This is a genomic window from Planctobacterium marinum (genome assembly GCF_020687805.1).
GTDB classification, from domain to species: domain Bacteria; phylum Pseudomonadota; class Gammaproteobacteria; order Enterobacterales; family Alteromonadaceae; genus Planctobacterium; species Planctobacterium marinum.
This window is the reverse complement of sequence record NZ_JAJEWQ010000006.1, coordinates 44719-67003: the sequence shown is the minus strand read 5'-3', so window position 1 is coordinate 67003 and position 22285 is coordinate 44719. Positions and strand designations below refer to the sequence as shown.

The 22285-nt window shown below is 46.6% G+C and carries 18 protein-coding genes; 5 read left to right on the top strand and 13 right to left on the bottom strand.

Annotated features, from left to right (window positions below):
- Positions 1-20 precede the first annotated feature (20 nt).
- A complete protein-coding gene (locus LJ740_RS18160) occupies positions 21-281 on the top strand; it encodes a helix-turn-helix domain-containing protein (protein ID WP_229530556.1) in 261 nt (86 codons plus the stop codon).
- Positions 282-328: 47 nt separating this feature from the next.
- On the opposite strand, the gene LJ740_RS18155 is transcribed toward LJ740_RS18160, so the two are convergent.
- Positions 329-535, bottom strand: a complete 207-nt coding sequence (locus LJ740_RS18155; RefSeq protein ID WP_229530555.1) for a hypothetical protein — start codon at positions 533-535, stop codon at positions 329-331.
- A 216-nt stretch (positions 536-751) separates the two neighbouring features.
- Between LJ740_RS18155 and LJ740_RS18150 the strand changes: the two genes are divergently transcribed.
- On the top strand, positions 752-1303 hold the full coding sequence (locus tag LJ740_RS18150; RefSeq protein ID WP_229530554.1) for an NAD(P)H nitroreductase: 552 nt from the start codon (positions 752-754) through the stop codon (positions 1301-1303).
- Between the two features lie 57 nt (positions 1304-1360).
- On the opposite strand, the gene LJ740_RS18145 is transcribed toward LJ740_RS18150, so the two are convergent.
- Together LJ740_RS18145 and LJ740_RS18140 are read right to left on the bottom strand one after the other, a co-directional pair.
- Positions 1361-2962: an FG-GAP repeat domain-containing protein gene (locus LJ740_RS18145; RefSeq protein WP_229530553.1), complete on the bottom strand. Its 1602-nt coding sequence runs from the start codon at positions 2960-2962 to the stop codon at positions 1361-1363.
- 114 nt (positions 2963-3076) lie between these two features.
- Positions 3077-5107, bottom strand: a complete 2031-nt coding sequence (locus LJ740_RS18140; protein ID WP_229530552.1) for an oxidoreductase — start codon at positions 5105-5107, stop codon at positions 3077-3079.
- A gap of 139 nt (positions 5108-5246) precedes the next feature.
- Here LJ740_RS18140 and sppA point away from each other — a divergent pair, with 139 nt between their 5' ends.
- Positions 5247-7106, top strand: a complete 1860-nt coding sequence (sppA, locus tag LJ740_RS18135; RefSeq protein ID WP_229530551.1) for a signal peptide peptidase SppA — start codon at positions 5247-5249, stop codon at positions 7104-7106.
- A 285-nt stretch (positions 7107-7391) separates the two neighbouring features.
- Entirely contained in the window at positions 7392-8402 is a 1011-nt protein-coding gene (gene ansA, locus LJ740_RS18130; protein WP_229530550.1) for an asparaginase, read from the top strand.
- A 74-nt stretch (positions 8403-8476) separates the two neighbouring features.
- Here ansA and LJ740_RS18125 read toward each other — a convergent pair whose 3' ends face one another.
- The 7 genes from LJ740_RS18125 to LJ740_RS18095 all read right to left on the bottom strand — a co-directional run bounded on the left by LJ740_RS18125 (position 8477) and on the right by LJ740_RS18095 (position 16988).
- The gene (locus LJ740_RS18125) at positions 8477-11284 is read right to left on the bottom strand and encodes a DUF349 domain-containing protein (protein WP_229530549.1); all 2808 of its coding nucleotides are present in this window, start codon (positions 11282-11284) and stop codon (positions 8477-8479) included.
- Positions 11274-11555: a YeaC family protein gene (locus LJ740_RS18120; RefSeq protein WP_229530548.1), complete on the bottom strand. Its 282-nt coding sequence runs from the start codon at positions 11553-11555 to the stop codon at positions 11274-11276. The genes LJ740_RS18125 and LJ740_RS18120 overlap by 11 nt, the downstream gene beginning before the upstream one ends.
- 10 nt (positions 11556-11565) lie before the next feature.
- Positions 11566-11895: a hypothetical protein gene (locus LJ740_RS18115; RefSeq protein ID WP_229530547.1), complete on the bottom strand. Its 330-nt coding sequence runs from the start codon at positions 11893-11895 to the stop codon at positions 11566-11568.
- Positions 11896-11993: 98 nt separating this feature from the next.
- On the bottom strand, positions 11994-13670 hold the full coding sequence (locus LJ740_RS18110; protein ID WP_229530546.1) for an alanine/glycine:cation symporter family protein: 1677 nt from the start codon (positions 13668-13670) through the stop codon (positions 11994-11996).
- 30 nt (positions 13671-13700) lie between these two features.
- On the bottom strand, positions 13701-14828 hold the full coding sequence (locus tag LJ740_RS18105; protein ID WP_229530545.1) for a M14 family metallopeptidase: 1128 nt from the start codon (positions 14826-14828) through the stop codon (positions 13701-13703).
- 75 nt (positions 14829-14903) lie between these two features.
- A complete protein-coding gene (locus LJ740_RS18100) occupies positions 14904-15434 on the bottom strand; it encodes a TlpA family protein disulfide reductase (RefSeq protein ID WP_229530544.1) in 531 nt (176 codons plus the stop codon).
- Positions 15435-15539: 105 nt separating this feature from the next.
- Positions 15540-16988 (bottom strand): glyceraldehyde-3-phosphate dehydrogenase, encoded by a 1449-nt coding sequence (locus tag LJ740_RS18095; RefSeq protein ID WP_229530543.1) that lies wholly within the window; start codon positions 16986-16988, stop codon positions 15540-15542.
- Positions 16989-17188: 200 nt separating this feature from the next.
- On the opposite strand from LJ740_RS18095, the gene LJ740_RS18090 reads away from it, so the two are divergent.
- A complete protein-coding gene (locus LJ740_RS18090) occupies positions 17189-18007 on the top strand; it encodes a DUF2989 domain-containing protein (RefSeq protein ID WP_229530542.1) in 819 nt (272 codons plus the stop codon).
- 119 nt (positions 18008-18126) lie between these two features.
- Here the strand turns inward: LJ740_RS18090 and msrB are convergent, their stop codons facing one another.
- The 3 genes from msrB to glgX form a co-directional block, all read right to left on the bottom strand.
- Complete coding sequence (gene msrB, locus LJ740_RS18085; protein WP_229530541.1) at positions 18127-18513, bottom strand: peptide-methionine (R)-S-oxide reductase MsrB; 387 nt, start codon at positions 18511-18513, stop codon at positions 18127-18129.
- A gap of 11 nt (positions 18514-18524) precedes the next feature.
- On the bottom strand, positions 18525-20051 hold the full coding sequence (gndA, locus tag LJ740_RS18080; protein WP_229530540.1) for an NADP-dependent phosphogluconate dehydrogenase: 1527 nt from the start codon (positions 20049-20051) through the stop codon (positions 18525-18527).
- A gap of 169 nt (positions 20052-20220) precedes the next feature.
- Positions 20221-22284 (bottom strand): glycogen debranching protein GlgX, encoded by a 2064-nt coding sequence (gene glgX / locus LJ740_RS18075; RefSeq protein WP_229530539.1) that lies wholly within the window; start codon positions 22282-22284, stop codon positions 20221-20223.
- Between the last annotated feature and the right edge of the window lies 1 nt (position 22285).

The following is a 22285-nucleotide window of genomic DNA, read 5'->3' as shown; positions in this document are numbered from 1 at the left end:
ATCGAAAGAGGATCGTTATTATGATTATCACTGGTACTGATTTGCGCATCATGCGCTTAAGAGCAGGTAAAACAACCGTTCAAATGGCCGAGTTTGCCAGCGTTAAAACGCGTAAAACTTATGAAAACTGGGAAAAGAATGTGGGTTCACCAAGCATGAACCAGTTTTTAGCGATGTCGATGGCGTGTGGCTTCAAACCAGCTGAGCTGATCAAAATGTATATTGAGAGAGATAACAGCGATGCAGAGATTGATTTAATGTCTGCGTCTGAGGGTGCATAACTCTTTCTTTGAATAGCGATCTGGGGCAGGTTCCCTGCCCCGATACGTTATCGCTTCGGTTTACGCCTGGGCGCAGCACCGGCTTTATCTTTTTCATCCCGCGCTAACCACTCCTTTATCAAAACCGCAATTCGCTCCAAATCCTGCTCTGCATATTCAGATAACACATTTGCAACCGGCTTTTTAGGATTGACCTTTTTTTGGTGGCGAAGGAAGAAACCACTAAAACCACGCTGTTGATTTTGTTTTTTCATAATATTCATTGTTTTCGGGATCAGCTCAATATTTGCAGACTCAGGTAAATCACCCGATATTTAAACCACGTTGGGGGGACACACCGTTCCCGTTGCATATTTAATCAGATCAGCATTACTTCTCTTAACAGAATAGTCTTAGCCATTGAAAATCGTCAAATGATTCGCTATAAAGCAGCCATTACTGGTCCCAAATACATGGGAGGAATCCTTACAATGGACGCTATTGAACTACTCACTACCCGACAGTCTCAGCCAAGGCTAAAAGAGCCGGCTCCTGCTGGTGAAGCACTGGAAAACATTAAAAAAGCCGCACTGAGAGCACCGGATCATGCCTCATTAAAGCCCTGGAAATTTATCATTTGCGAAGGCAATGGCCGTAAAAAGCTGGGGGATTTGTTAGAGCAGGCGGCGATTGCCAGTGATATGAGTGAACGGGATATTGAACGGGCGCCGGAATTACCACTCAGAGCGCCAATGGTGATCATCGCTATTATGCAGTTCAAAGAGCACCCTAAAGTGCCTTGGGTAGAACAGGTGGCAGCCACAGCAAGTGCCATAAACTCAATGCAAATGGCGGCTGTCGCTCAGGGTTTTCAGGGCATCTGGCGTACCGGTGCTTACGCACAGGACGAAAACCTGAAAAGCGCTTTATTTCTGGAAGAACAGGACGAGATTGTCGGTTTTCTTTATCTGGGGACACCCGGGGCGGACAATATCGAAAAAGACAATGAAGTTGGCGAGGAGTTTTTCGAACACTGGTGCTAATCACACAACACTTTTCAGGCAAAGGACAATGGCTTGTCCCTGCCTGATTCGCTCGTTTTATTCTGGCTCTACCGCGATAAGATCCATATCCCACCACTCAACCTGCTCTTTTTCCACCTGCTCGCTTACAGCGTTGGCTTCTGTCACCATTTGCATTCGTTGTAATACCGGTGCGGCCAGTGGCACATCCGTTGCCTGACGCCCGAACTGAATGCGCTCAATCAGGGAATCAGAACTGCGCAGTACATACTGAAATTGTGTTGACGGCCTGCGCACAGCCACATCGGCTTTTCCATCGCCATCGTAATCAGCCACGATTGGCACGTCTTCCGCCTGTTTACCAAAATTGATGCGCTGTAATTCACCGTCTGAACTATTCAGAATATAGAAAAATTGATTAGATGCTCTGCGAACCGCCACATCGGCTTTGCCGTCGCCATCGTAATCCGCGGGAACCGGGATATCAGCCTCATCTTTGCCGAATACCACACTTTCTAACTCACCGTCACTGGAACGCAAAATATACCAGGTAAAGTTAGAAGGTCTGCGCACTGCAATATCATCAATACCATCACCGTCGTAATCCGCCGGAACAGGAATATCTTCGGCCTGTTTACCAAAATTTACTCGTTGAATTTCACCGTCGCCAGAATTCAGGATATACCACATCTGATTGGAAGCCCGGCGAACCGCGACATCCGTAATACCATCGCCGTCATAATCCGCCGGAACAGGAATATCTGCTTCATCTTTGCCAAACTGAATGCGTTGCAGGGCATCATCTGAGCTATTCTGAATGTACCAAAAATAGTTTGACGGTCTTCTAACGGCAACATCTGCAATGCCGTCACCATCAAAATCGCCGGAAACCGGGATATCTTCCGATTGCTTACCGAAATGATGGCGCTGTGTATCGCCGTCAGATGAATTACTAATATACTGAAATTGGGTAGAGGGCCTTCTGACTCCCACATCCGCCAGGCCATCACCATCATAATCGTAGGGGACAAAATCACCGGGTTCTCCTGGCTCCTGAGGGGATTCGTCCGCCACAGTTAAAACCTGCTCAATACAGGCCGGAGAAGCATCATCACCGGTCTGGAAAAAATCATTGTTGGCTGGTTGAGAGCAGGCATACAGTGTCACACTGCCAGGCACTTCAGGTGCCTGCCATTGGAAACTAAATGTTGCGCTATTTCCGGATGTAAACTGAGGTGAAGAATGGGTCAGGCGGCCCAGTGTATCATTCTTTTGCAATTCCCCCGGCACCAGGGAAGCATCACTGTCGGACAACTCAGCCTGAAATCCTGCAACGGGCGTCGACACTCCCGAGGGCGGACGAAAACTTAAAATCAGACTGATATCGTTTAAGCTGCCGGGTAAAACCGTTGTTTCACCACTGAAAGCCAGTGAAGAACGATAATCCTGGCCCGAAATATGACATCCTGATTGCGCGCATGTCATGCCGGTTCTGCCGGTTGCATTATCGCCACTGCCCAATCCAAAACGATTGGCCTGAGCTTGTGTTGCTAACAATCCTGCCAGTAAAGTCGCCGCGACCACTGCTCGTGATTTACATAGGTAACCTGTTTTTGAAACTGTGAATGATGTCATCTTCGCCTGCTCGGTTACCCCTACCTGGCGTAGGGAAATATTCATAATCTCAGTTTGGCAAGTGAAGTTATTTTATTCAAAGATATTTGGTTATTTTGTGAAGGAGTTCCGGAATATGATAGCAATCAGAGGGCAATCGCCCTCTGTGTTCTGCCCGGTTTATATCACAGCGGCCAATTCTGCGCCTTGTCGTATAGCGCGCTTGGCATCCAGTTCTGCTGCGACATCAGCACCGCCAATAATATGGACTTTCACGTCAGAAAGCTCCGTCAGTTCCCGATGGAATGCTTTAAAGGGCTCCTGTCCGGCACAAACAATCACATTATCCACTTCCAGCAATTGCGGCTGTTCATTAACCACGATATGCAGTCCCTGCTCATCAATGCGCTCATAGGTGACACCAGGCATCATTTTCACGCCTTTTTGCTGCAACGTAGCGCGGTGTATCCAGCCGGTGGTTTTACCCAGCCCTTTGCCCACTTTACTGGCTTTGCGCTGCAGCAGATAAATTTCCCGCTCACTGGCTGTGTGAGTAGGTTCAGCGAGTGCACCACGTTCCTTATAGTCTTTATCTATTCCCCAGTTCTTAAGCCACTTCTCCGGGTCCACCGTTAAAGAGTGCTCTTCGGCAATAAATTCTGCTACGTCAAACCCAATGCCACCAGCACCAATAATAGCTACTTTACGGCCAACGGGTTTATTGTCCCGCAAGACATCCAGATAGGTCATGACTTTTTCATCTTCTATGCCTGGTATATCCAGTTGCCGAGGCATAATCCCGGTTGCCAACACCACTTCATTAAAGCCCCCCTGGGCTATACTTTGCGCAGTTTGCAAACTATTGAGATGCACATTGACACCGGCGTCTTGCAGGCGATGCTTAAAATAACGCAACGTTTCGTAGAATTCCTCTTTGCCGGGAATGCGTTTGGCATAATTAAACTGGCCACCGATATCCCCGGCCTTGTCAAACAGGTGTACTTCATGTCCTCGCTCGGCGGCATAACATGAAAATGCCAGTCCGGCAGGCCCTGCGCCCACTACGGCTATCTTTTTCTTGTGATTGGTTAATGGGAAATTTAACTCGGTTTCATAACCGGCGCGTGGGTTCACCAGACAGGAGGCGCGTTTGCGCTGAAATACGTGATCCAGGCAGGCCTGATTGCAGGCTATACAGGTGTTAATGCGATCCGCCAAACCTTTTTCGGCTTTATTCACAAAATCAGAATCCGCCAGAAAGGGGCGTGCCATGGACACCATATCAGCCTGACCGCTGGCCAGAATCTGCTCTGCGACTTCCGGGGTGTTGATTCGATTGGTGGTAATAAGCGGAATACTTACCTCCCCTTTTAAGCGCTCAGTTACCCAGGTAAATGCGGCTCTGGGTACTGAGGTGGAAATCGTCGGTACCCGGGCTTCGTGCCAACCAATTCCGGTATTTATTATGGTGGCCCCGGCAGCCTCAATCATTTTTGCCAGTGCGACAACTTCCTGCCAGTTGCTACCGCCTTCCACCAAATCCAACATTGATAACCGGAAGATAATAATAAAATCGGTACCCACTCTTTCCCGAACAGCTTTTACTGTTTCCACGGCAAACCGCGCCCTGTTCTCGAAGCTACCTCCCCATTCATCCTCGCGATGGTTGGTTCTGGGACATAAAAACTGATTGATCAGATAACCCTCAGAGCCCATGACTTCCACACCGTCATATCCGGCTTCTTTAGCCATCAGTGCACTTTGGCCGTAATCCTTAATAGTTTGCCTGACGCCCCGTGAGGACAAAGCTTTGGGCTTGAACTGATTTATCGGCGCTTTCAGGGCCGAGGGAGCCACGGCAAAGGGATGATAGGCATATCTGCCGGTATGCAAAATTTGCATACATATCTTACCACCGTGGTCATGCACAGCCTGCGTAATAACTTTGTGTTTTTTGGCGTGGCTTTTTTTCGTCATGCGTGCCGCAAACGGCATCACCCATCCCTGATAATTAGGCGCAATACCACCGGTAACGATTAAACCGGCACCACCAGCCGCCCTTTCAGCGTAAAACGCCGCCATTTTTTCATGGCCGCCTTTTTCTTCTTCCAGGCCAATGTGCATCGATCCCATCAGGGTTCGGTTTTTAAGTGTGGTGAACCCCAAATCAAGCGGTTCAAACAAATGAGGGTAATGAGGATTTTTATTCATAACTAACTGGTCTTACCTGTATTTCAAAACAGTGTATCTAATCTGACAAGGTTCACAACATAAAAAATTACATTTCACATTGTGTTATTGTTTTGACATTAGGTACGATTATAGACAGTTGTTTAAATTAGAGAGAATTATGTCTAGAGATAGAAGTTGGACTCAATCTTTTTTTACCGGCATATGGACACTATTAAATTTCTTTAGAAATTTGGTATTTAATATTGTGTTTTTAGGGATTGTTGGTTTTATCGTTTACGCACTGATGTCAGGTGAGGAACAAATCAGTGTTCCCAAAAATTCCGCATTAGTGATGAATTTGTACGGTGATGTGGTTATTCAAAAACAAACCGTTGATCCTTTTGATGAGTTTATGCGGGAAGCCTTTGATCAACGGGAAGAAAACCCGGAAGTATTGCTCAGAGATGTATTGTGGACCATTGAAAATGCTAAACAGGATAATCGCATCAAAGCGATGGTACTGGATCTGCACGGCCTGGGTAACGCCGGTATGGACAAGTTAAAACAAATCGCCATGGCCATCGAAGACTTTAAGCAGGCTGATAAGCCCGTCTACGCCATTGGGGATTTTTATTCTCAAGGGCAATACTACCTGGCAAGCCATGCCGATCACCTTTACCTCAATCCGATGGGATTCATGTTCCTGGACGGATTTGGTCGATATCAGGCCTATTTCAAATCAGCACTGGAAAAATTAAAAGCCAAGACTCACGTATTCCGGGTTGGTACCTTTAAATCGGCAGTTGAACCAGTATTACGGGATGACATGTCAGAAGAAGCTAAACAAGCCAACGAAGCCTGGTTAAATAGTCTCTGGTCACAATACAAACAAGACATCGCCCAGGCACGGGGTTTTACCGTGGAAAATTTTGATGAGCAGATCAATGATTTTATGCTCAAGTTTGAAAACGCCGGGGGTGATTTTGCGCAATACGCATTGCAAAACAATTGGGTTGATGCCTTAAAAACCCGCGAAGAAGTGCGCCTCGAGTTAGTGGAATTAGTCGGTAAAGACAGTTCTAAAAAAGGGTTTTCCAATATCGACTTTGAAAAGTACTTACAGGTTGTAAAACCTTTACCGCTGCTTAAAAACGATACCGATAAGGTCGGCATTGTGGTGGCAAAAGGCACCATTTTAAACGGCAATCAAAAAGCGGGTACGATCGGCGGAGACAGCACCGCCCGGTTATTGCGGCAAGCCCGTCTGGACGACAATATCAAGGCAGTAGTATTGCAGGTTGATTCGCCGGGAGGTAGTGCATTTGCGTCAGAAATTATTCGCCAGGAAGTCAAACTGCTGCAAGAAGCCGGCAAACCTGTCGTAGCCTCAATGAGTTCCATGGCCGCATCCGGAGGTTACTGGATATCTGCCAACGCGGATGAGATTTGGGCTGCGCCATCGACTATCACCGGCTCCATCGGCATATTTGGTATGTTTCTGACTTACGAAGATACTTTAGGCTGGCTGGGCATCCATACCGACGGTGTGGGTACGACTGAGTTTTCAGGCGCCTTTTCACCGGCCAGAACATTAAATCCGGCGATTGGCAATATATTTCAGCGCAGTATCGAGCATGGTTACGAGCAATTTATTGAGCTGGTATCCACCGCCAGAGATATGCCTGTAGAGCGGGTAGATGAAATCGCTCAGGGTCGCGTTTGGATTGGTGAAACAGCAAAGTCCCTGGGGCTGGTTGACAATCTGGGTTATCTGAACGATGCCGTGCAATCCGCAGCCAACCTCGCCAGCATGGAACGTTACGACATTCAATACGTTGAACGCCCACTTTCCGCGTCTGAACAATTTTGGAAAGAGTTTTTTGGCGGTGCATCCGCACTGGTGGGCAAAGCAATTACCGTTGACAGTGATCACCGCTTAATGAATATGGTTCAACAATTGGTCAGTGACTATGACAAACTGGGCAGTCTGAATGATCCCAGAGGCATGTATGCGCTTTGTTTTATGTGTGAGTATTAACACTTAACCCTTTATCAGGATAAAGACCAGGGAAAGGTTTTATCCTTATTGTGAAAAATCTCACGCTGTATAAAAAAAGAGCTTTAAACTTGAGGTGAATTGGTGATAATATCACCACTGGTTAACGTATTATCAATTCTCTTTTACCGGGCAGTGAAGCCCGGATTTTTCTGTCTGGTTCTGCAGTTTTTACCTCTAAACACTTTTATCCCCTTGCCTTCTTTATCCGCCTTGCCTTCAATGGCATAATTTGCGCGCCTCGTCCCTAAACATAAGATTGCAAAAATGCAGAAGAATAGAATATATGTAGCCTATACCGGTGGCACCATTGGTATGCAACCTTCAAACAAGGGATACGTCCCGGTTAAGGGCTTTTTGGCAGATACGGTTCGAAAGATGCCGGAATTCTATCGCAGTGAGATGCCGGAATTTGTCATCCATGAATACGATGCACTGATCGATTCTTCAGATATGGACCCTTCACACTGGATGCAAATCGCCCAGGACATCCAGCAAAATTATCAACAGTTTGATGGTTTTATTATCTTACATGGCACCGACACTATGGCCTATACCGCCTCTGCGCTGTCTTTTATGCTGGATAACCTGGATAAACCTATCATCGTAACCGGTTCACAGATCCCACTGGCAGAGCTGCGCTCTGACGGTCAAACCAATCTGTTAAACGCACTGTATATCGCTGCCAACTACCCTATTCCTGAAGTATCTCTGTTCTTCAACAATAAACTGCTCAGAGGTAACCGCAGCCGCAAGACAGACGCCGATGGCTTTGATGCATTTACTTCGCCAAACTTTCCGGTGTTATTACAGGCGGGTATCAATATTGAGGTAGTTGCTGGAAAAGTGTCTCTGGCGAAGGGCAATGAACTAAAAGTACAGCCTGTGGCGCCTCAACCGGTTGGGGTTATCACTCTGTATCCGGGTATCAGCGACAAGGTTATTCACAATACGCTAATGCAACCGGTAAAAGCCTTAATTTTATTGAGCTACGGCGTCGGTAATGCCCCGCAAAATGAAGGCATATTGCAGGAACTCAAACGGGCCCATGACAAACAGATCATGGTTGTTAATTGCACTCAATGTATGCATGGCAAAGTGAATATGGAAGGTTACGCAACAGGCAAAGCGCTACAACAAGTCGGCGTGGTGTCAGGTATGGATATGACCCCTGAAGCCGCGTTGGCGAAGTTGCATTTCCTGCTGAGTACTGGCCTGGACTTCGAATTATCAAGAAAGAAGATGAGCAGCAATATCAAAGGTGAATTAAGCGAATAATTTGCACAGAGCAGCAAATCCAGACGAAGGTGTCACCAGAACAACCTCTGGTGACACAGTGTACAGAGGGGTTGTCAGATCCCAAACAAGGTTTTTAGCCGGGGTAATAACTGTACGTCAGACCCGGACAGCGGCCCCAGTGAAATCCAGACTTTCAATATTTCATCCGTATCCAGATTGATGCCTTCCTGCAGCTTTAATGTCATGAGTTGCAATTGCACCTGTTTGCGCTCGGCTTCATCGTTGTCAGGTGAGGTTTTATCCTGCAAAAGCTCCAATAAAATCACCAACTGATGGCGATTAAAATCGCTGAGCTCATGTTCCACCAGTGTGGCCGTATGAAACGCCTGACGCCAGTAGTTAGGCAATTCAGTGGCAGACTCTGGTACCTGAGATTGTTGCCATGCAGCCAGTACTTCAAATACAGCCTGATACTGAGCCGTGCGTTGACTGTCTCCTAAATAAAGTAATTTTTCCTGCAATTCGGATTTTATCTGCTGAGATAACCTGAAGACATCCGCATTTAATTTACGAGGCAGAGACTGAATTTCCTGAGACAACACCTGCCACTGGTCATTCAAAAACTGCTCTATTTCTGCTTTGTTACTACTGTCATTCAGGGTCTTTTGAGCGTCTTGCAAAATTCGCTCTATTTCTGTCAAACGCGCCTGGGCAGCGTCATTTTGCTCATTAACAGCGCTCTCCCGTTTAGCAAAGATTTTATCGTTGATAGCTCTGAAATCTGACCATAATTTGTTTTCGAGCCGTTGCCCGGCAAATTCAATTTGCTTCCACTGCTGCTGGATTTTCTTTGCGGCTTCAGTGGCTTCTTTCCAGTCCTCCAGCGATAACAGCGCCTCAGCCTTTTGCAACAGGTTTTGTTTTAATTGTGCATTGTCCTGATAGAACTGATTCACTTTATCTTTTAGCGGATTAACCACCTGCTGATAGCGCGCATTCAGGGGTTCCAGATCCTTGTAATCTACTGCACCAACTTGCTTCCACTGGGTTTGCATTTGACGCAATGCTTTACTGAGTTCAACAACGTCATCCGTAGGCTTTTGCTGTAACTCTGCCAACAGTTTTTGCTTCGCCTCTAGATTTTCAAGTCGTTGTTTCTCCTGCTCGGCGTAAAACTCACGGCAGGGTTTAAATGCCTCTTCACAAGCCAGATTGAATGCATTGTTCAGCACATCATCGGTTTCATTGGCCACGACACCCAGGGCATTCCATTCCTTTCTGAGCTCTTTTACCCGCTCAGCCTGAGTTTCCGGGTCCAAAGGATTGAGTACCAGTTGCTCAATCTCTTTTAATAACTCAGGTTTGCGGGGAGTGGCAATATAAGCCTGCCAGTCTTGCAGGTTTTCAATTTGCTCTTTGACTTTATCAAACTGTCTGGACAGCCTGACTTGCTGCCCTTCCGGCAAGCTCAGATAATCTTGTTTAATCTGTTCATAATTGCGCATGGCATTTTTAAACCGGCCCTGTGCGATAGCTTTTTCAATACCATTCAAGCGGCCTCGCACCCTGGAAACTTGCTCCTGCAGTTCTTTGCGCAATTGCTGCAATGCCTTTTTCCATTCTTTCTGACTCTCAGACCACCTTTGCTGCAAAGCTTTTGGCCAGATAGATTTAAAACCGGTGGTTATATCTTGCCACCGTTCAGCCGTCTCATTGAGGTACATCTGAGCCGCGTCAATCTGGCTGACATCATCAGGCAGGCTGAGTTTTTGAATCTGTTGCAGCACCTCTTCACCTTGTGTCAGGGCTTGTTGCAATGCCGGTAGTGAGTCCAGACTGGTTCTGCTGGTCATCAGTTTATTGATTAAATCCTCGATGCCACGTCGCTCTGCATCTGTCAGCGGTAATGACAGCATATCATTCAGGTCCTGCTCCGCCTGGCTGATTTGTTCGTTAAAGGATTCCAGCTCGCCCAGAGTTATATCCGCTGCATGACTGGACAGCGCACTTTCCACCTGAGATAAGACGTTTTCACATCGTTGTGATGCGGATTTCAGTGCCGCACTGGTGCGAGCGAGTTCCTGTTGAACATCCCAGTCACCACGTAATCGACCAGACTTATTCTTTAACTTGTGTTCTATTTCCTGATATTTGCCAAGCAGTGATTGCGCCTGTTCCGTTGCCAACAGGTTAAACTGTGCCTGTTGCGCCTGAAACTCGCTTTGCAGTGCCTGCCAGACATCCTGAAACTTTTGAAAATCGGACTCTTCGGCTAGCGCCAGTAATTTTGACAGCGTTAACTTAACCTCTTTTTCCAACTGAATGGGCTTTAGTTTATCTGTCTGAATACGCTCCAGGCGCTGTCGCGCTTGTTCAACCAACGCGCTGTCCTTTGCCTTTTTTACGATCCTGGCCAATTCAGCTTCATCATACACCTTGTCAAATAAGGCTTCCTGCAACGCCTTATTTGGCGTGTTTAGCAAAGTACGAAGAGTTAACTGCGCTTTATTCAGGCGATTCAGCACACTCAAAAATATATCGGTGTCACTTTCCTCAATAGCGTGTTTTTGCAACAGGGTTTCCAGCAGCGAATTATTCTTACACTCTTTGATAAAAGCATTGCGCGCCTTCGGTGAAATGGCGATGTCATTTTTACCCAATAACGCGTCTTCTACTTTGCTTCTGGCGTGCCTGGCCAGGCGCTCGTCTTTGGAGATTTCCATCATTTTCCACCAAAGATCAAAGTTGTTGAGCTTATTTAGCGCCGCAACACTAACGCGGTTGTCACTGTCGTTGAAGGCCAGCTCATGTAACACCGATTTGTGCTGTGACTCTTCTGCAGAGAGCGTACCAATAGCCTGAATACGAACTAATGGGTCCTTGTGCTTGTACTTGGGTTGAAAAAGTTTGCTAAAAATCATCTTGCTTAAACCGGGCAATATCGCGCTGCGAGTTAAATTGTTTTTTAAATTCCTGTTTTGACAGGTGAACGATTTCGCCGTTTTCGTCAACTGTCATGTGTTCTTTACTGGCCAGCACCTTTGATTGGTAAATCATGATGGCCTGCATACAGGTGTTTTTTTGTTCTTCAGACAATGGTTTCCCATCCAACCATTTTCCGGTTTCAACAGACTGTCGAAGCCGCTCATATATGTCGGGGGTCATAGCCCTGAGAAGTGTTTCGGGAGTCATGGCGTGGTTACTATCTCTTAGAACGTTTCACGATCACCATTCGAATCCGATTGATGATATACCAAAAAAATCCAATGCCAGAAACACTCATTGCAATATACCACTCTTTTTCACTGGGGCTAACACCGCCCCAATACATGTAGGCAAAACCGGCAACAAAGAGCAGTACCGCTAACGCAGCCTGATTATTAATGGATTGCACTTTCAGAAAATGTTTGTGTCGCTTTTTACGTTCCTCATCATCCTGAGTCATACCGCTTGTGGAAAAGCCACAATGTGGGCAAGACTCAGCACGACTGGAAATTTTTTTGTTGCAGGACACACAGTTTACGATCGACATTAAAAAATAATACTCCGAATTTGGTTCAGATAAGTTAACTATACGGTAAAAACTGTCTCAGTATTAAAGCAAAAGCGCGGCTGTGGCCGCGCTATCTGTTATTTTGAGTTTTGCTCTTTCTCAAAGTCTTGCCAGTATTGATCCACAGTTTCACGCATCTCTTTACGTAACATAAGGATGCCGAACAGGTTAGGCAAGGTCATAACCACAATCGCGACGTATGACAAATACCAGATTAACGTTGTATCTGAAAACGAAGCCCAAAAGAATCCGGCTATATAAAATACGCGGTATGGCATTATCGCCCGGGGACCAATCAGGTAAGTCATTGCCCGGTCGCCATAATAAGACCATGAAATTGCCGTTGAAAAGGCGAACAATAAGAGACCAATTGATACGATGTATTGCCCTGACTCACCAAAGAATCCCCGTGTAAAGGCTTTCGTTGTCAGTGTTGCCGAATGGATCAATGACTTGCCGGTGACAACGATATTTTCTTTCACCAACTTACCATCCACGACATTCAGAGTTCCCGTGAATGGGTCATCGTTGCTGCTCAGGCTAAAGCTGATATTTTCCGCGATAGAACGGGCATTGATAATGGTGAAATCGTTGCCCAGAGCTTTGCCGGCAACCACTTCAATTTTGCCGTTAAACGGTTCAACGGTGTGCGCACCATCGTCATTTAAGAATTTGTACAGTTCAACTTTATTGGCATCATCGTCTTGTTTGTATTCGCCTGCCACAATAAGCATGTCAGTGCGATCAAACTGATTCTCGAACTTTTCATTCCAGACACCGGACGACAAAATAACCAAACCGGTTAACGTACAGATCAGGATGGTATCAATGAAAGGTTCAAGGATGGATACCATACCCTCAGAAACAGGCTCGTGTGCTTTGGCTGATGCGTGAGCAATCGGCGCTGAACCCTGACCAGCTTCGTTAGAAAACAAGCCGCGATTAACACCGCGATTGAAAGCATAAGCAAAGCTGGCACCTAAGAATCCACCTACCGCGGCAGAGCCGGTAAATGCGTATTCAAAAATCGAAACAAATGAAGGACCAATATTTTCAATATTGTAGAAAATAACCGCCAACGCACCAATGATGTACAGGCCAGCCATAAAAGGTACGATTTTGGATGTTACCGCAGCAATACGGGTAATGCCGCCCAGAATAACTAAGGCCAGTAAAATCGATAATACCCCACCGGTTAAAATAGGTTCGATGCCAAAGGTGGCTTCCATACTGGTTGAAATGCCATTAATTTGGGGTAATGAGCCGGTACCAAATGAGCTGACGACGGTAGCAATGGCAAAACCCACTGCCAACCATTTCATGTTCAGGCGCTTATCCATGAAATACATGGGGCCCCCAGCCATGGTGCCATCTTCGGTTTTTTCACGGTATTTATGAGACAAGGTGACTTCCACAAACTTAGTGGTCATCCCCAAAAATGCCGTAACCCACATCCACAACAGTGCCGCAGGGCCACCTAAAAAGATAGCTAATGCCACACCACTGATATTACCGGTACCGACAGTACCGGAGAGCGCCGTGGCCAGTGCCTGAAAGTGAGAGGTATCACCTTCGTCGGTTTTCTTGTCATACTTACCGGAGACAATGCGCAGAGCGTGTCTGAAATAGCGTATCTGAGGAAACTTCAGATACAACGTAAAGTACAGACCGGTGCCTAACAAGACATATGGGAACCACCATGAACTCCCAAGATAACTGTCCAGCAATAATAAAAAATTTCCTAATGCTTCCAAAGCTTTACCCTCTTACTTGTTATTCCGTTCTTATTTTAATTGTTCTTTGATATTGAAAATGGCGGTGAGCATATCTTCGCCAAAACGTTTACTACGCTCAGGGCTCCAGCCGTAGGCAGGATCTGGCAGTTTATCATTGTCTTTAAATGGCATTTCAACCGTAAGCGCCAGGCAGTCAAAATAATTACATACTGCGTTTGAAGCGACGGTCATATTCGCTTTGCCAGGAGCATCTTTAGCATAACCGTGCGTGGTTTGGAATTCCGGTGTTACGCTAAGCAGAATTTTACTAAAGTTTGCCTCGAGTTGGGCAAGGCGCTCGCTATAGTCCGGATTCCCCTCACACCCTGCCACAAAATTGTAGGGGATGGCTTCATCACCGTGTATGTCCAGGTACAGGTCTACACCGGTTTGATGCATTTTTTGTAGCACGTGAAAGACTTCCGGTTCGGTCGCTTCTTTGGGATCGTGCCATACGCGGTTGAGGTTTACACCGTTAGCGTTGGTGCGCAAATGACCGCGAACAGAGCCATCAGGGTTCATGTTCGGCACTATGTAGAATACACATTCCTGCAGCAACGCCTGACTCATCGGATCGTCTTCGTTGAGCAACCGCTCCAGTAATCCTTCGATAAACCACTCGGCCATGGATTCACCCGGGTGTTGCCTGGCCGTCAACCAAACCCGTTTTTTGCCCTCGCCTTCACTGCCAACCGTCAGCAATGTCATGTCCCGGCCATCAAGCGTGTAACCGAGAAATTCAGCACGACAGGCGGTCTGAGCCTGAGACCAGGCGATTAAGTCCAGGTGGCGGTCATAACTGTAAGGCGCGAAGTAGGCAAACCAGGTACATTCATTTTCCGGCGTAAATTCAATGGTTAAGGTGCCATCAGAAAAACTGCTATCGACGCGAAACCAGGTTTCGCGATCATATGAAGCGACGGCCTGATAACCTTCCCAGGCATCGGGGTAAGCAGAGTTTTTAAGATTGGTGATTCGAATAACATGGGACTGTAAAGCCGTGGACTCCAGACAAAAATGGAACCACTGGAAAAAATCGGAATTATTATCTTTGTGAATTTGCAGCTCGATATCATCGGCTGCCTGCTGTTTCAGCACGTTAATGTTGCCACTGTCGAAGTTGGCGCTTATTCTCATTATTATTATTCCCGGAATTTAAACGCGGAATAATCTAGCACCAAAGCCCACCAAGCCCAAACAAAACAGGGCTTATCAGGGTTTTTCTGCACTTTCCCGGAGTTGTGCAAGCCAGTTGTTCATTTTTATGCCCACAGAAGTATTTAAGCCATAACTTTTGGCGACAATCTTGCGTTGTTCGTTTACAAGGTAATAACTGGGATATCCCAGAATTTGCAGGTCCTGTTTAATTGCTTGCGTACCCAATAACACCGTATTTTGTACATCGTGCTCTGCAACAAATGCTGCCACTGATTCAACAGAATCATAATCCATTGCCACAGTAACTACATGCAAATCTTGTTGTTCGATATTTTGTAAACTGCCAATACTGAGCGCGCAAATCTGACACCATGGCGCCCAAAAATAAATCAGGGTACGTTTACCCCGCTCTGCGAGCGGCAGTACCTCACCGCTCAGGCTCACAAGGCGGGCTTCAGGGACAGTGCTGCTACCATCAGCAGACAGCATATCCTTGCTTTGCCAGGTAATGACTGCACCGACAATGAGTACTAACAGCGATAGCTCACATCCCCAGCGGAGTAACTTTTTTTTATTTAGCGGCACAGTGTCACCTGTTTTGAAAATGCAGAAGCTCAGATAGCAAAAAACCCGGCGAACCGGGTTTTTATTTCAACTTTCGCGCATTTTAACGCAGACCCGTTTTAACGCCTACCACTTTGGCACGTGTTCAAATGTCAGACCAGCCATTTTCTGAGCAACTCTGACTACCTGACAGGTATAACCAAACTCATTGTCGTACCAAACGTAGAGGGTAACGCGATCATCGGAAGTGATTGTCGCCTGAGAATCCACTACAGATGCAGCGCGAGACCCTACCAGGTCGGTAGAGACAATCTCGGTTGATGCGGTGTAATCAATCTGATCCTGCAGTTCAGAGTTCAATGAGACTTCTTTCAGGTATTCATTGATTTCTTCTCTTGATGTGGCTTTGTCCAGGTTCAGGTTCAGGATCGCCAACGAAACGTTCGGCGTTGGTACCCGTATTGCGTTGCCAGTCAATTTACCCGCCAACTTAGGATAGGCCTTAGCCACGGCTTTAGCTGCACCGGTTTCAGTAATAACCATATTCAGAGAAGCACTGCGACCGCGGCGTTCTGCCTTGTGGAAATTATCAATCAGGTTTTGGTCGTTGGTGTATGAGTGTACCGTTTCAACGTGGCCGTTGCGGATCCCGTACTTTTCATCCAGCGCCTTTAATACCGGCGTAATTGCATTTGTGGTACAGGACGCAGCAGACATTATTTGATCAGAGGCAACGATATCGTCCTGGTTAACCCCATACACGATATTTTTGATATCGCCTTTACCTGGGGCTGTTAACAGTACTTTTGCCACACCTTTAGAGGCCAGGTGCTTTGACAGTCCGTCGCGGTCGCGCCAAACACCGGTGTTGTCTACCACCAGCGCATTTTTAATTCCATATTGCTCATAATCCACTTCTTCAGGACTATTGGCATATATCACCTGAATGTATGAGCCATTCGCCTTTAACGCATTTCTTTCGTGATCCACCGTTATACTGCCGTTAAACGGACCATGTACCGAGTCACGACGCAACAGACTGGCACGTTTTTCCAGATCGCCGTCTTTACCGCCTCTGACTACGATAGCGCGCAATCTCAGTTTATTATTCTCGCCCTGTCTTTCGATTAGCAAACGCGCCATGATACGTCCGATACGACCAAATCCGTAAAGCACGACGTCTTGTGGTGCGTGATTGTCCACACATCCGGCCACACCTTCCAGTTCCCGGGCCAGGTAGGCTTCCATATCCAGACCGTTAGCGCGATCCTCGTGATAGAAGCCATAAGCCAGCTTTCCGATATCCACTTTCGCCGGAGACAGCGTCATTTTTGATAAAGCTTCTAACACGGCAAAGCTATATCTGACTTTTAATTTTTCTTCTTTGTGCAACCGAACGCTACGATGCGCTTTGATAATATCAATGACACTCGCGCCCATTAACGGCTTCCCAAAAACGGTCACTTCAACAGCGAAATTACGGTATAGCTTGCCCAGCAAGGGAAGCATTTGCTCCGCGTATTCCTGACGTTCCTGCCAACTATTTAATAACGCCTGTTCTAACTGCTGATTCATGTTTGTTGTTTACCTCATGGTCATGAAAGAATCGTAAAAGCTGATTTCTTCCGGTTTTTACATTGCTAATCACTTGAAGGGCGGCTATTTTATGGGAAGCTATGCTTTGCACAAAATTGTGCTAAATTTTCACGTTTGACCAATAACCAGGGTTAAACCAGCTTTATGTTTGTAAGTTTTCTCCAAAGGGTGCCTGCTCAATGCGTTTACTTTGTCTTCTGACTATTTGTTTTTTTCTGACTGCTTGTGAAAACGCATTTTTTGGTGAAAAGACCATTTCGCAAATCTGCCGCGATTATCCGCAGATGTGTCAGGATCTTAATACTGACGCTCATTGCAGAAAGGAAAAAGCAGAGATCATTCGCACCCGCTATGCCAATCTACAGGCCCCCTCTGACCCACTTAAGTACCAATTGTTGTTGCAATTTGAAGATTACAAAGTGTGTATCGGCAAAGCTGCACAGATAGAGCACATTAAGCGCAAAGAAAAGAAAACCGACCGGGTTAAAGGGGTGATCACTGCCAGACGTCAGTTAGCACAGTTAGCAAGAGATACTAAAGATTCTAAATACCCTTATCTGCTGCACTACCATTGGTCACGCTTTGGCAAAGAAGAATCAATGACGCAGTTTTTGGCGCTGGAAAACACTGGCGAGTTAGAGAAACCGGATCTGCAGGTCAAATTAGCAGAATACTATGTTAAAAAGGATTTAGACAAAACCGTGAATCTTCTCTACCACGCCCTGGAGCTCTATGAATCCGGCGATACCATTGAACCCGAGATATTCTACAGTCTGTCTACCATTTTCTTAAAGCAGGAACGCTTTCCCAGAGCATATGTATGGGCTTATATCGCCAAGGAATATGGAGTTAAAGATTTAGATCTGGCACAAATCGAAGCCCTGGTGCGGCAAGTTGGAAAGCGTCCCAACCGCCTGGAAGACATCGCTGATGACTATATCAGCGACATTCGCTCCGGGAAATTTGTTGCACCAGAACACAAGCCGTTTGTCTATTAAATGCCATACGGGCAATGCATTTTGACACTGAGTTACCGGTAATTTTGAAAGAGAATTACAAAAATTAATTTTCTTCTAAATTATAACCACAATGTATAAATATCTGTACAGATGGCAGGCTACTCTTTGGCGTTGAATGCCATGGATACAGAATTCACGCAATAACGCTTTCCGGTGGGTTGTGGACCATCCGGAAACACATGCCCAAGGTGGGCGTCGCAGCTGTTACACACAATCTCGATTCGGTGCATACCATGGCTGTGGTCTTCGTGATAACCCACATTGCCCTGCTGCGCTTCTTCAAAAAATGATGGCCAACCACAGCCGGCATCAAATTTATGCTCTGAACTGAACAACAGCGCGCCACAACACTTACAACAATAATCGCCCTGCTCGGTGACATTGAGCAGTTCACCGGTAAAAGGTCGCTCTGTGCCCTTTTCCCGACAAACGCGATACTCCTCGTTGGTCAGCTTATCTCGCCATTGTTGCTCAGTCAGTTTCATAATACCTCAGCTTAGCGTTTAATCTTTATTTGCGGTTGCCCTGTCATATTCCATTCTGTGTGATACTTTTTACCAGGCGTACAATCCACGCGTTCATAGGTGTGCGCGCCAAAATAATCCCGTTGTCCCTGCAGTAAATTAGCCGGTAGGGTTTCCCGACGATAGGAATCGAAATAATTTAATGCCGAAGACATCGCTGCACAGGGGATCCCCATGAGTGTGGCATCAGCAATGGTTTTTCGCCAGTGCCCCTGTAAGTTGATAAGCTGCTCAGCGAAAAAAGGATCTAAAAGCAGATTGGCTAAGTCGTCATCGCGCTCATAGGCGTTGGTAATCGACTGCAGAAAAACAGCACGAATAATGCAACCTGCTCGCCAAATTTTAGCGATTTCAGCGAATTCCAGCTTCCAGCCGTGCTCTTTCGCTGCCATGGCCATCAACTGAAAACCCTGAGCATAAGAGCAGATTTTGGAGCAATACAGGGCATCGCGTAATGCCTCAATCGCCGCCGATTTGGCGTCATTTGACAAGCGAGCCGGTTCCGGGCCGGTCAATACCGATGCGGCCTGTGTTCTCTCAGCTTTTAGGCTGGATAAACTTCTGGCAAATACCGCCTGAGTAATGGTTTGCGTGGGTGCACCAACCTGCAGAGCACTAACTGCCGTCCATAAGCCAGTGCCTTTTTGTCCCGCTTTATCCATGATCAGCTCCACCAGAGGCTGTCCGGTTTCGTCGTCGATCTTAGATAAAACTTCGGCACTGATTTCCATCAGGTAACTGTTGAGAATGCCTTTGTTCCATTCTCTGAATATTTCGGCAATTTCCAGGCTGGTCATACCCAGTCCGGTTTTCATTAAATCGTATGCTTCGCAAATCAACTGCATATCGGCATATTCAATGCCATTGTGTACCATTTTGACATAGTGACCAGCGCCAATCGGACCAATATAAGTCGCACATGGCTCGCCACCCTGAATCGGTTGACCTGGCACATGGGATTCCATTGGCTTACCGGTTTCGGGGTCCACTTTTGCGGCAATCGCGGTGAAAACCGGTTCGATTCGGGTCCAGGCGTAAGGGTCGCCAGAGGGCATCAGCGAAGGCCCAAAACGCGCCCCTACTTCGCCACCGGAAACGGCTGTCGAGAAGAAGATAAATTTACCTTTGTATTTCTTTTCCCGCTCAACGGAATCCGTCCACAAGCTGTTGCCAGTGTCAATGACAATGTCATCCGCCTCAATACCAGCATCTATCAGATGGTGACAAACGTGATCAACGGGTTCACCAGCCGGTACCGACAAAATAATAAGGTGTGGTGCAGTGAGTTTTTGCAATAATTCAGTATAGGAGTAACAACCCACTATACGGGATTCACCTTGCGGATTTTCATATTTATCGGTGGCAATAAGATCGTCTATCTTACTGCTGTCCAGATCAAAACAGGCGATTTTAAAACCGTGGTCAGCCAGATTAAGCGTGAGGTTCTTACCCATAACCCCCAAACCGATAAAGCCGATATTACAAAGTGAATCAGACATGTACTGAGAAATCCTTAGTAGGAGTACCGGTTACCCGAAGACAGGCAAGGTACTAATAATGTGCAGTGTTATGGCGTTGTATTATAACCATTACTGATGTCTTTTGCAGCCAGTGATAGCGATTTGAACTGTAAACAATCCCTGTCAGTGAGTTTAATTCACCGAAAGCTTACTTCTTTCGTTTACGAAATACGCTGATGCTTTTTTCAGACTGCAGAAAATGTCCGGTTACCGAGATTTCCGGTAGATCACGTAATTTGTTGTAGCGGGTATCCAGTTTGAGTCGCCAGGCGATATCTGCAGATAGCTCTGGCAAGCTAAACCTGACATCGTGATCACTGGCATTAAACAGCAATAACCAGTGTTCATCTGACTGGTCATCCCCTTGTAATTCCACCGCAAACGCCTGGTTGTCAGCGTCGTGCCAATCATCCTCAACTTTGCGACGACCATCAGGACGATACCAACCCACACTGACCACATTGTGCCGGTTGCAAAAACTATCATCTTCCAAATTTAAATTGCGCAACAATACGCTGTTCTTACGCAATGCCACGACCGCCTGACAAAAGTGTAAAAAGTCTTGTTTCCGCTCGTTCAGCTTCCAGTGATACCAGCTGATTTCGTTATCCTGGCAATAGGCATTGTTGTTGCCCAACTGTGTACGGCTTAGTTCGTCGCCACCGAGTAAATGTGGAATGCCCTGAGACAACAATAAAGTGGTAAACAAATTGCGTTTTTGTCGCTCGCGAATTGCGATGATTGCAGGCTTGCGGGTTTCCCCTTCGACACCATAGTTTTCCGATACATTGTGGCCGTGACCATCCCGGTTTTGTTCCCTGTTGGCTTCGTTGTGTTTCTCGCGAAAAGTAACCAGATCATGCAAGGTAAAGCCATCGTGGTAACTAATAAAATTGACGGAAGAATGTATAGAGCGATGTCCCTTTTTAAAGACGTCGCGGGAACCCAGTAAACGGGTGGCGAATTCGCTGGTGAGGCCTTTGTCACCGCGCCAGAACGCGCGTACATTGTCACGGTATTTGTCATTGCACTCGTGCCAGTTGCTGGGGAAATGACCGAGGCGATAACCACCATGACCAATATCCCAAGGTTCAGCAATTAACTTGGCCTGTTGCAGCACGGGATCTTGTCGCAGGGCTTTAAAAAATCCCGAAGATGCCGAAAACTCATGAGGATCTCTGCCCAAACTGGCCGCCAGGTCGAATCGAAAGCCATCCACGCCCATTTCTTCCACCCAATAGCGCAACGAATCCAGTACCAGGCGCATAGTATAAGGATGAGAGATATCGACACTGTTGCCACAACCTGAATTATTGCTGTATTGCAGAAAATCCACTGCGCCATGCTCGTTCATTTCAAAGAGGTAGAACGCAGAATTATCGATACCTTTAAAGGACAAGGTAGGCCCCTGATCTCCGCTTTCAGCTGTGTGGTTGTAAACCACATCCAGAATCACTTCAATGCCAGCCTGATGAAGTGTTTTAACCATAGTTTTGAATTCATTGACCGGGTCTTCAATGGCAAAACGACTATCAGGAGAAAAATAATTAATGGTGTTGTAACCCCAGTAATTAGTCAGCCCTTTTTCGGTGATAAAGGGTTCAGGCATGGCAGCCATAACCGGTAGTAGTTGCACAGCCGTTACCCCTAAGGCCTGCAAGTGCTTGATCACCGGTGCACTGGCAACGCCCAGATACGTACCCCGCAATTTTTTGGGAACCTCAGGGTGTTGCTGTGTTAAGCCTTTGACGTGAGTTTCATACAGAATGATTTCGTCGGGGCCATACAGGGGTTTTTCTACACCATCCCAGTTGAAGTCGTTGTCACACACGACAGCTTTGGGAATCATCTCAGCACTGTCCCCTTCGTACTGAGCTTTGTTCCAGACCAGTGGTCTGGTCAACCTTTTGGCATAGGGATCAATCAGCAGTTTTTGCGGATCGAAGCGCAACCCCAGTTGCGGCATATTCGCACCATGAACCCGATAGCCATAACGTTGCCCGGGTTTTATGCCTTTTACCAATCCATGCCATACCTTACCGGTCTTTTTAGGTAAGGGTAATTCAGCAATGGACTGTTCAGCCTGGTTGTACAAACACAAATGGACAGCTTCTGCGTCAGGTGCATGTAATGAAAAATTACACCCTTCGCTACTCAGTGTCGCGCCCATCGGCAGCGGCGAACCGGTTTCAAGTATCCATTTTTCGTCCATA